A 10,775-nucleotide genomic window follows, 5' to 3' on the forward strand; every position below is an offset into this window, starting at 1 on the left:
GCGCGCATTTTTTCATCCGGGCATACAGGCTGATGCTGCTGCAAAGATTCCTCGTTCGTCTGCTGACCATGCTGGTCACGCTGTTCGGCGTGGCTGTGGTCGTCTTCGTCGTCATCCGGGTGGCGCCCGGTGACCCGATCGCGATGATGTTGCCGCCCGGCGCCAGCGATGAGGACATCGCGCGGCTGCGGGCGCTCTACGGGCTCGACAAGACCATCGTGCAGCAGTTCTTCATCTGGCTCGGCGGCGTCCTGCGCGGCGATTTCGGCACCTCGATATCGCTGCGGCAGGATGTGCTGGGGCTGGTCTTCGACAGGCTGCCGGCGACGCTGGAGCTTGCGACCGTGGCGCTTCTGATGGCGGTGGCGATCGGCGGCACGGCGGCGATCCTCGGGGCGCGCGAGCGCGGCACGGCGGTCGAGGCCGGCATCGACATCGCCAGCGGCACGGCGCTCTCCATCCCCGATTTCCTGTGGGGACTGGTGCTGATCCTGCTGTTCGGCGTCCTTGTCCCGGTCTTCGACATTTCCGGGCGGGTGTCGCCGCAGCTCGACCTGCCCTTCGTCACCCAGTTCTATCTCGTCGAGAGCCTGCTTCGGCTCCGCTTCGATCTCACCTGGGACCTGCTCAAGCACATGCTGATGCCGGCCGTGGCGCTGGCGCTGCCGCTGGCCGCGATCATCGCGCAATTGCTGAAACAGTCGCTGAAGGAAGTACTCGACCTCGACTATGTCGTGCTGGCGCGCGTGAAGGGCTTTTCGGAGACGCAGGTCATCCTGCGCGAAGCGCTGAAAAACGCTGCGCTGCCGACGCTGACGCTGGTCGGCGTGCAGTTCACCTTCCTCATCGGCGGCACCGTCATCGTCGAGCGGCTGTTCTCCTACGAGGGCCTCGGCAACATGGCGATCGACGCCGTCATCAACCGCGACCTGCCGCTGATCCAGGGCATCGTGCTGGTCTTTGCGCTGCTCTTCGTGCTGATCAACCTCGCGGTCGACATGATGTACGCGCTGCTTAATCCGAGGCTGCGCCATGGATGACGCCCGCATCTCCCGAAGCGGATCGAGCCCGAGGCTCTGGCTGGCCGGCGGCTGGCTGCTGCTCGCGCTGCTGGCGGCAGTCCTTGCGCCGCTGATCGCGCCGCAGGACCCGCTCGCGCAGGACCTGATGCTGGAGCGCCTGCCGCCCTTCTGGCTTGATGGAGCCGAGCCCGGCTATTGGCTGGGCACCGACAGCCTCGGCCGCGATCTCCTCTCACGATTGATCTTCGGCGGCCGCATCGCCTTCATCGTCGCCTTCGCCGCCGCTTCGGCCGCTTGCCTGGTCGGCTCGGCACTGGGGCTGATCGCCGGCTATTTCGGCGGCTGGGCCGATCGCATCATCTCGCGCATCGTCGACATCTGGATGGCCTTCCCGCCGGTGCTGTTCGCCATCCTTCTGGTGGCGGTGCTGGGCACCGGCCTCAGCTCCGTCATCATCGCCATCGCCGTCATCGACTGGACGCGCTTCTGCCGGGTCATCCGCGCCGAGGCGATGGGCCAGGCGCGCATGGACTATGTCGAAAGCGCGCGCATCGCCGGCTATGGCCGTATCGGCATCATGCTGCGCGAGGTGTTGCCCAACGTGCTGCCCTCGATTGTCGCGCTGCTGTCGCTGGAGATGGGCATCGCCGTCATCGTCGAGGCGATCTTGTCCTTCGTCAACCTGTCGATCTCGACCGACGATCCGACCTGGGGCGGCATCATCGCCGAAGGCCGGCTGTCGATCCACCAGGCCTGGTGGGTGCTGGTGTTTCCGCTGATCACGCTGATCCTCACCGTGCTGTCCTTCAGCCAGTTCGGCGAAGCGCTGAAGGCGCGCTTCGATCCGGTGCTGCGATGAGCGCGGCCTGTCTCGACATCCGCTCGCTGAGCGCCGTGCTGCCCAACGGCCAGCGCGTGCTGCGCTCGATGTCGCTGTCCGTCCAGCCGGGCGAGGTGCGCGCGCTGGTCGGCGAAAGCGGCGCCGGCAAGACGATGATCGGCAAGGCGGTGCTCGGCGTGCTGCCGACCAGCGTGCGCGTCGTCGAAGGCGACATGCTGCTGGAAGGCGAGGATCTCGGCGCCCTGCAGCCCAAGGTGCGGCGCAATTTGATCGGCGCCCGCACGGCGCTGATCCCGCAGGATCCGCTGACCGCGCTCAACCCGTCGCGCCGCATCGGCCCGCAGATGACCGACAGGCTGGTCCGCATCCTCGGCTGGAGCGGCGAGCGAGCCGACAGCCGCATCCGCCAGTTGCTCGACGAGGTGCAGATACGCGACCCCGAGCGCGTGCTGAAAAGCTATCCGCACGAACTGTCCGGCGGCATGCGCCAGCGCGTGCTTATCGCGGCAGCCTTCGCCGCCGAGCCGAGGCTGATTGTCGCCGACGAGCCGACGACGGCGCTCGACGTGACGGTGCAGAAGCAAATCCTGCGGCTGATCGCGCAACTGCAGCGCGACCACGGCACGGCGATCCTGTTCGTCACCCACGACCTCGGCGTCGTCGCCAAGATCAGCCAGAAAGTGTCGGTGCTCTATGCCGGCAAGGTGGTCGAGGAAGCCGACACCGCCGAGCTCTTCGCAGCACCCCGGCATCCGTACACGCGGGCGCTGATCGCGGCGACGCCGCGCTACACCGACCCCTACGCATCGCTGAAGCCGGTGGACGAAACCGTGCTCGCCGGGCTGGCAGCGGAGATCGCTGCCGCCGACCAGTCCTGGAGGCCAGGCCATGGCTGAGCCGGTGTTCTGCGTACGCGGGCTGAAGGTGGCGCTGCCCGACATGACGCGCAAGCCGCTGATCGGAAGGGCGCCGCTGGCCGAGATCCTGAAAGGGCTGGATTTCGACCTGCCGAAGGGATCGGTGACTGGCATTGTCGGCGAGTCCGGGTCGGGCAAGTCGACGCTCGGCCGTACCCTGGTGCGGCTGCTGGAGCCGAGCGCCGGCTCGATCAGCTTCGAAGGCCGCGACATCAGCAATCTGTCGGAAGCCGAACTGAGGCCGCTGCGTCGCGACTTGCAGATGATCTTCCAGGACCCGATGTCGTCGCTCAACCCGCGCCATACGATCTTCAACATCATTGCCGCGCCGCTGAGGCAGAACGGCCTCGGCGACAGGCTGAAGGAACGCGTGGCGGAAGCGCTGCAGCGGGTCGGCCTGCCGCAGAATTTCGCCAGCCGTTACCGCCACCAGCTCTCGGGCGGCCAGCGCCAGCGCGTCGGCATCGCGCGAGCGCTGGCGCTGTCGCCGAAATTCGTGCTGGCCGACGAGATCGTCTCCGGCCTCGACGTGTCGACGCAGGCGCAGATCCTGACCCTGCTGGAAAAACTGGCGGCCGAAATGGGGCTGACGGTAGCCTTCATCAGCCACGATCTGTCAGTGATAAGGCGGCTCTGCCAGCAGGTCATCGTCATGCGCGAGGGCAGGATCGTCGAGGCCAGCGCCACCGATGCGCTGTTCGAAAATCCGAAGCAGGCCTACACCCGCGATCTGCTCGCCGCCATCCCGCTGCCCGAGATCGATCCGGACTGGCTGCGACCACCCGAAAAGGCTTCGGCATAGACCTCTCCGCACGCCGAACAGCGGGCCTCGGATGTGCGTCTTCAGGTCAGCCCGCGAATGGAGGGTGACATGAACTTCGCAAAGCGCGGCGCGCTGCTTGCCGCAATCCTGCTCGGCTCAATGGGAGCGGCCGCGGCAGATTCGATCCCCGGCATGCGCGGCCACGACCACACAGGCATCACCGTGCCCGACATGAAGCAGGCCGTCGATTTCTTCACCAATGTCGTCGGCTGCAAGAAGGCGATGGCGTTCGGCCCGTTCGCCGACGACAAGGGCACGTTCATGCAGGATCTGCTCGGTGTCGACCCGAAGGCGGTGATCGAGGAGATCACGCAGATCCGCTGCGGCTACGGATCGAACATCGAGCTGTTCAAATACACCGCGCCCGACCAGAAGGACCTGACGCCGAAGAACAGCGACATCGGCGGCTTCCACATCGCCCTCTATGTCGACGACGTCGCCGCCGCGAAGGCCTACCTCGACGGCAAGGGCGTCAAGACGCGCATGGGGCCGCTGCCGGTCAAGGAAGGGCCGGCCGCCGGCCAGACCATCCTCTATTTCCAGGCGCCCTGGGGGCTGCAGCTCGAAGCGATCAGCTATCCCGACGGCATGGCCTACGAGAAAGGCGCCGAGACGGTGCTGTGGAGCCCGAAGGATCCGGCCAAGTGACCGATCCGCAGGGCGCGCAGGCAATTATTCAATCATGAAACTTCAAGCTTGAAATAATTTCGCTTCGGCGCGATACTGGGAACCGGGACCGCGTGGCGGCCCCGGAAGCGAAGAGGAGATCGCAGGCATGAAGGTTGCGGTTCTCGGCGGCGGACCGGCCGGGCTCTACTTTGCCATCTCGATGAAGCTGCGCGACGCCGGCCATGAGGTGACGGTGTTCGAGCGCAACCGCGCCGACGACACCTTCGGCTGGGGCGTGGTGCTGTCGGCCGAGACGCTCGATAACCTCAGCCGCAACGATCCGGTCAGCGCGGTCTGGATCAAGAAGCATTTCGCCTATTGGGACGATATCGCCGTCATCCATGACGGCGTGCGCACCGTCTCCTCCGGACACGGCTTCTGCGGCATCGGCCGCAAGCGCCTCCTGATCCTCTTGCAGCGGCGGGCACACGAGCTCGGCATCAAGCTGCAGTTCGAAACCGATATCGCCGACCCCAGGCCGTTCATGGAAGCGCACGATCTGGTGGTGGCGGCGGACGGGCTGAACTCGAAAGCGCGCGGCGCCTTCGCCGAAATCTTCAAGCCCGATATCGACACCCGCAAATGCAAATTCGTGTGGCTGGGCACGAACCAGAAGTTCGACGACGCCTTCACCTTCATCTTCGAGAAGACGGAGCATGGCTGGGTGTGGGCACACGCCTACCAGTTCGACAGCGAGACCGCGACCTTCATCGTCGAATGCAGCGAGCAGACTTGGGATCGCTTCGGCTTCGGCGCGATGCCGCAGCAGGAATCGATCGCGGTCTGCGAACGCATCTTCGCCAAGCATCTCGGCGGCCATGCGCTGATGACCAACGCCAACCACATCAGAGGCTCGGCCTGGATCAACTTCCCGCGCGTGCTGTGCGAGCGCTGGTCCTACAAGAACCTGGCGCTGATGGGCGATGCGGCGGCATCGGCGCATTTCTCGATCGGCTCGGGCACCAAGCTCGCGCTGGAAAGCGCCGTTGCGCTGGCAGACTATGTCGAGTCCGAGCCCGACCTCGAGGCGGCATTCCGCAAGTACGAAGACGCGCGGCGCACCGAGGTGCTGAAACTGCAGTCGGCGGCGCGCAACTCGCTGGAATGGTTCGAGGAGGTCGAGCGCTATCTCGGCCTTGATCCGGTGCAGTTCAACTATTCGCTGCTCACCCGCTCGCAACGCATAAGCCACGAGAATCTTAGGTTGCGCGACGCCGAGTGGCTGGGTGGCGCCGAAGAATGGTTCCAGCGCCAGGCGGGCGCCGGCGGCAACAGGCAGCGCCGGGCGCCGATGTTCGCGCCATTCAAGCTACGCGACATGGCGCTCAACAACCGCATCGTCGTGTCGCCGATGGCGCAGTACAAGGCCGTCGACGGCTGCCCGACCGATTGGCATTTTTCGCACTACGCGGAGCGCGCCAAGGGTGGCGCCGGACTGCTTTACATCGAGATGACCTGTGTCAGCCCGGAAGGGCGCATCACGCCCGGCTGCCCAGGCTTTTACGCGCCCGAACATGAGGCGGCCTGGAAGCGGCTGGTCGACTTCGTCCACAGCGAGACCGAGGCAAAAATCTGCGCCCAGATCGGCCATTCCGGCGCCAAGGGCTCGACCCGCGTCGGCTGGCAGGGAACGGACGTGCCGCTGCCCTCAGGCAACTGGCCGGTGATGGCGCCATCGGCCGTGGCGTGGTCACCCGAGAACCAGGTGCCGAAGGCGATGGATCGCACCGACATGGACAGGGTGCGCGGTGAGTTCGTCGCCTCTGCCGAGATGGCAGCCCGCTGCGGCTTCGACATGCTGGAAATCCATGCCGCGCATGGCTACCTGCTCTCCTCCTTCATCACGCCGCTGACCAACCGGCGCACCGACAACTATGGCGGTTCGCTGGAGAACCGCATGCGCTATCCGCTGGAAGTCTTCCGCGCGGTGCGCGCGGTGTGGCCGGCGGAAAAGCCGATCTCGATGCGCATTTCAGCCAATGACTGGGTCGGCATCGAGGGCGTCACCCCGTCCGACGCGGTCGAGATCGCAAAACTGCTGCATGAGGCTGGCGTCGACCTTTGCGACGTGTCGGCCGGGCAGACCTCGATCGCGGCAAAACCCGTCTACGGCCGCATGTTCCAGACGCCGTTCTCCGACCGCATCCGTAACGAGGTCGGCATGGCGACGATGGCGGTCGGCAACATCTATGAGCCGGACCATGCCAACTCGATCCTGATGGCGGGCCGCGCCGATCTGGTGGCGCTGGCCAGGCCGCATCTCGCCGATCCCTACTGGACGCTGCATGCGGCGGTGGCGCTCGGCGACCGCGGCGTCAAATGGCCGGATCCCTATTTGCCGGGCCGCGACCAGCTCTACCGGCTGGCCGAGCGAGAGGCGGCCGCGGGGCTGAAAGTATGAGCGCGGCTCAAGCAATCGCCGGCAGGCACGCGCTGGTCACTGGCGGCGGCTCAGGCGTCGGCAGAGCCATCGCACTGGCGCTGGCGGAAGCGGGCGCCAACGTCACCATTTGCGGGCGGCGCGAGGCGGCGCTTGCCGAAGTCGCGAAGGAGAATGATCGCATCTTTGGCCTCGCGGCCGATGTCACGAACGAAGCCGAGATAACGGACGCCTACCAAAAGGCGGGGGCCGCGCGCGGGCCGGTGGACATCGTCGTCGCCAATGCCGGCATGGCCGGCAGCGCGCCGGCGCACAAGACTTCGCTCACTGACTGGCAGCGCACGCTTGACGTCAACCTCACCGGCGCATTCCTGACGGTGAAGCCGGCCCTGCCCGGCATGCTGGCGCGCAAGGCGGGACGCATCGTCTTCGTCGCTTCGACCGCCGGGCTGAAGGGCTACGCCTACGTGGCCCCATACGTCGCGGCCAAGCACGGCGTCGTCGGCCTGATGCGGGCGCTCGCAGCCGAAACCGCCAAGTCCGGCGTCACCGTCAATGCCGTCTGCCCGGGCTTCGTCGACACGGAGATGCTGGAGCAGTCCATCCAGCGCATCGTCGACAAGACCGGCCGGGCTGCCGATGAAGCACGCGCAAGCCTTGCGGCGACGAACCCGCAAGGGCGCTTCATCCAGCCTGAGGAGGTCGCCGAAGCGGTGTTGTGGCTGTGCGGCGACGCCGCCCGCTCGATCACCGGACAGGCGATCTCGGTTTCGGGAGGCGAGACATGGTAGCCGGTCCGCTGCCTACGCACTCCGGTCCCGGCAAGGACAGGCTGCGCCTGTGGATCAGGCTGCTGCGCGCCTCGCGCACGATCGAGGCCGAACTGCGCGAACGGCTGAAGACGGAATTCAACACCACGCTGCCACGCTTCGACGTGATGGCGGCGCTCTACCGGTCGCCCGAAGGCATGCTGATGAGCGACCTGTCGCGCTTCCTGCTGGTGTCGAACGGCAATGTCACCGGCATCGTCGACCGGCTGGTGTCGGAAGGGCTGGTGACGCGGGCGCGCCGCAACGGCGACCGCCGCACCTCGATGGTGCGGCTGACCGAGGACGGCTCGAAGGCATTCGCGGAGATCGCCGCCGCGCATGAGAATTGGGTCGGCGAACTGCTCGGCAACGTCAGTGAGGAAGAGGCGCGCCGGCTGACCGGCATGCTGACTTCGTTCCGCAGCAATTGGGAGGGACGCGAATGAGCGCCATGGCCAATCTCAAGCCCAGGCATTTTCTCTGGGATGTCGAAGGCAAGGTCGCCAGGGTCCGGCTCGACCGCCCCGAGCGCAAGAACCCGCTGACCTTCGACAGCTATGCCGAGTTGCGCGACACGTTTCGCGATCTCGTCTATGCCGACGATGTCGACGCCGTGGTGTTCCTGCCCAATGGCGGCAATTTCTGCTCGGGCGGCGATGTCCACGACATCATCGGTCCGCTGGTCAAGATGGACATGAAGGCGCTGCTCGCCTTCACCCGCATGACCGGTGACTTCGTCAAGGCGATGCTCAACTGCGGCAAGCCGATCATTTCCGCTGTCGACGGCGTGGCGGTCGGCGCCGGCGCCATCATCGCCATGGCCTCCGACATCCGCATCGCCACGCCGGAAGCCAAAACCGCCTTCCTGTTCACCCGCGTCGGTCTTGCCGGCTGCGACATGGGCGCCTGCGCGATCCTGCCGCGCATCATCGGCCAGGGCCGCGCCGCCGAGCTGCTCTACACCGGCCGCACCATGAGCGCGGCCGAGGGCGAGCGCTGGGGCTTCTACAACCGGCTGGTGGAGCCGGCCACGCTCGAGGCCGACGCGCTCGACCTGGCGGCACGCATCGTCGCCGGCCCGACCTTCGCGCATGGCATCACCAAGACGCAGCTCAACCAAGAATGGTCGATGGGGCTCGACCAGGCGATCGAGGCGGAAGCGCAGGCGCAGGCGATCTGCATGCAGACCGGCGATTTCGAGCGGGCGTACAAGGCGTTCGTGGCGAAGGAAAAGCCGGTGTTCGAGGGGAATTAGCGATGAATGGTTTTCGCCCAGGCACCCCCCTCTGGCCTGCCGGCCATCTCCCCCGCAAGGGGGGAGATTGGCTGCCTCCACGCCGCCGCCCATCCTGCAATGCCGGTGATTGGCGAAAGCATAGCTTTCAGCTGATCTCCCCCCTTGCGGGGGAGGTGTCCGGCAGGACAGAGGGGGGTGTGAAGGAACGCGACGCAGGAGGCTTTCGCTATGCCTGACCGTTCATTCCTCAACTGGCCCTTCTTCGAGGAGCGCCATCGCCAGCTCGCCGACCAGCTCGACGCCTGGTGCGCGAAGAACCTGCCGGTCGACCATCACGATGTCGACGCCGCCTGCCGGGAGCTGGTGGCTAAGCTCGGCCGTGACGGTTGGCTGAAGCCGACGGCGCTCGACACGGACAATCCCGGACCGCTCGACGTGCGCACGCTGTGCATCACGCGCGAGACGCTGGCCCGCCATGACGGGTTGGCCGACTTTTCCTTTGCCATGCAGGGGCTCGGCACCGGCGCGCTCAGCCTGTTCGGCACGCCGGAACAACAGCATTGGCTGGACCAGACGCGGGCCGGCAAGGCGATCTCGGCCTTCGCGCTGTCGGAACCGCGCTCCGGATCGGACGTCGCCAACATGGAAATGACGGCCACGCGCGACGGCGACGATTATCTGCTGACCGGCGAGAAGACCTGGATTTCCAATGGCGGCATCGCCGATCTCTACATCGTCTTTGCCCGCACCGCAGAGGCGCCTGGCGCCAAGGGGATTTCCGCTTTCATCGTGCCGGCCGCGACCGCAGGCCTGAGCATCGCCGAGCGGCTGGAGACGATCGCCCCACACCCGCTGGCGCGACTGTCATTCGACAACGCCCGCGTCCCCGCTTCTGCGCTGATCGGCAAGCCCGGCGACGGCTTTCGAATCGCCATGTCGGTGCTCGACGTGTTCCGCTCGACCGTGGGTGCCGCGGCACTCGGTTTCGCCCGTCGTGCCCTGGACGAGAGCGTCAGTCGCGCCGCAGAGCGCGAACTGTTCGGCGCGCCGATGGCGGACCTGCAGATGGTGCAGGGCCACATCGCCGACATGGCGCTGGACGTCGACGCCGCGGCGCTTCTCGTCTACCGCGCCGCCTGGACCAAGGACATGGGCGCCCCCCGCGTCACCCGCGAGGCGGCGATGGCCAAGCTGTTCGCCACCGACCGCGCGCAGGAGGTGATCGACACGGCCGTGCAGCTGCATGGCGGCGACGGGGTGCGCAAGGATCACATCGTCGAAAGCCTCTATCGCGAGATCCGTGCGCTGCGCATCTATGAAGGGGCATCCGACGTGCAGAAGGTGGTGATCGCGCGGCAAGTGATGGGAGCGGCGTGAAATTGGTCCATGCCCTGCAAACCGCATTTGAATTAGGGGGAGTCTAGTCATGCACACCATCCTGCAGCCGGAAGGCTGGGCAAAGCCCATCGGATACGCCAACGGCGTCGCCGCGCGCGGCCGGCTGGTGTTCGTCGGCGGCCAGGTCGGCTGGAATGCCGAGTGCCGGTTCGAGACCGACGATTTCGCCGGCCAGGTACGCCAAACGCTCGCCAACATCGTCGCGGTGCTGGCCGAAGCGGGCGGCGAGCCGCATCACATCACTTCGATGACCTGGTATTTCACCGACAAGGCCGAGTATCTCGCCAACCTCAAGGGGATCGGCGAGGCCTACCGCGCGGTCATCGGCCGACACTTCCCGGCCATGGCCGCCATGCAGGTGATGGCGCTGGTCGAGGACCGCGCCAAGGTGGAGATCCAGGCGACGGCGGTCATACCGGAGTGAGGCTTCGGACTGAAGCTTCGGCTCTGCTTGGCCGGCCTCCATCAACGGCAAGCAATCCACCTGCTGCCCATCTTGGGACTGCTAATGTTCAGATGTCGGCGCCGCCCCTCACCTGCCTGCCGGCATCCTTGTAACTTGTCCCTTGCCGACTCTGCTATTGCAGCAGGTGCGGTGGCGGACGAGAGACCGGAGCATCTTTGGGCCTTGAAGCCCGTGGGAGAGCGAGGGTCTTCGTCCGCCGTTCCATCGACCCCG

The 10,775-nt window shown here is 66.3% G+C and carries 11 protein-coding genes; all 11 read left to right on the forward strand.

Features of this window, described 5'->3' with window-relative positions; all coding sequences use genetic code 11:
- Nucleotides 1-32 precede the first annotated feature (32 nt).
- The 11 genes from EN786_RS20325 (at nt 33) to EN786_RS20380 (ending at nt 10,520) form a co-directional block, all read left to right on the forward strand.
- Nucleotides 33-1,040 carry an ABC transporter permease gene (locus EN786_RS20325; protein ID WP_127309010.1) on the forward strand — a complete coding sequence of 336 codons (1,008 nt, stop codon included), beginning with the start codon at nt 33-35 and terminating at the stop codon, nt 1,038-1,040.
- Nucleotides 1,033-1,881, forward strand: coding sequence for an ABC transporter permease (locus tag EN786_RS20330; RefSeq protein ID WP_127285424.1), 849 nt, complete (start codon nt 1,033-1,035; stop codon nt 1,879-1,881). Before EN786_RS20325 ends, EN786_RS20330 begins: the two co-directional genes overlap by 8 nt.
- The gene (locus EN786_RS20335) at nt 1,878-2,759 is read left to right on the forward strand and encodes an ABC transporter ATP-binding protein (protein WP_135908765.1); all 882 of its coding nucleotides are present in this window, start codon (nt 1,878-1,880) and stop codon (nt 2,757-2,759) included. The genes EN786_RS20330 and EN786_RS20335 overlap by 4 nt, the downstream gene beginning before the upstream one ends.
- The gene (locus EN786_RS20340) at nt 2,752-3,582 is read left to right on the forward strand and encodes an ATP-binding cassette domain-containing protein (protein WP_127285422.1); all 831 of its coding nucleotides are present in this window, start codon (nt 2,752-2,754) and stop codon (nt 3,580-3,582) included. The genes EN786_RS20335 and EN786_RS20340 overlap by 8 nt, the downstream gene beginning before the upstream one ends.
- Nucleotides 3,583-3,651: 69 nt before the next feature.
- The gene (locus EN786_RS20345; protein ID WP_127285421.1) at nt 3,652-4,251 is read left to right on the forward strand and encodes a VOC family protein; all 600 of its coding nucleotides are present in this window, start codon (nt 3,652-3,654) and stop codon (nt 4,249-4,251) included.
- A 127-nt stretch (nt 4,252-4,378) separates the two neighbouring features.
- On the forward strand, nt 4,379-6,673 hold the full coding sequence (locus tag EN786_RS20350; protein WP_127309009.1) for a bifunctional salicylyl-CoA 5-hydroxylase/oxidoreductase: 2,295 nt from the start codon (nt 4,379-4,381) through the stop codon (nt 6,671-6,673).
- A complete protein-coding gene (locus EN786_RS20355; RefSeq protein ID WP_135908767.1) occupies nt 6,670-7,443 on the forward strand; it encodes an SDR family NAD(P)-dependent oxidoreductase in 774 nt (257 codons plus the stop codon). The genes EN786_RS20350 and EN786_RS20355 overlap by 4 nt, the downstream gene beginning before the upstream one ends.
- Nucleotides 7,437-7,907, forward strand: coding sequence for a MarR family transcriptional regulator (locus tag EN786_RS20360; RefSeq protein WP_127285418.1), 471 nt, complete (start codon nt 7,437-7,439; stop codon nt 7,905-7,907). The genes EN786_RS20355 and EN786_RS20360 overlap by 7 nt, the downstream gene beginning before the upstream one ends.
- Nucleotides 7,904-8,716, forward strand: coding sequence for an enoyl-CoA hydratase family protein (locus EN786_RS20365; RefSeq protein WP_127285417.1), 813 nt, complete (start codon nt 7,904-7,906; stop codon nt 8,714-8,716). The genes EN786_RS20360 and EN786_RS20365 overlap by 4 nt, the downstream gene beginning before the upstream one ends.
- Before the next feature lie 210 nt (nt 8,717-8,926).
- Nucleotides 8,927-10,075 (forward strand): acyl-CoA dehydrogenase family protein, encoded by a 1,149-nt coding sequence (locus EN786_RS20375; protein WP_127285416.1) that lies wholly within the window; start codon nt 8,927-8,929, stop codon nt 10,073-10,075.
- Nucleotides 10,076-10,124: 49 nt separating this feature from the next.
- The gene (locus EN786_RS20380) at nt 10,125-10,520 is read left to right on the forward strand and encodes a RidA family protein (RefSeq protein ID WP_127285415.1); all 396 of its coding nucleotides are present in this window, start codon (nt 10,125-10,127) and stop codon (nt 10,518-10,520) included.
- Nucleotides 10,521-10,775 lie beyond the last annotated feature (255 nt).

This window comes from Mesorhizobium sp. M4B.F.Ca.ET.143.01.1.1 (genome assembly GCF_004792275.1).
Lineage (GTDB): Bacteria > Pseudomonadota > Alphaproteobacteria > Rhizobiales > Rhizobiaceae > Mesorhizobium > Mesorhizobium abyssinicae.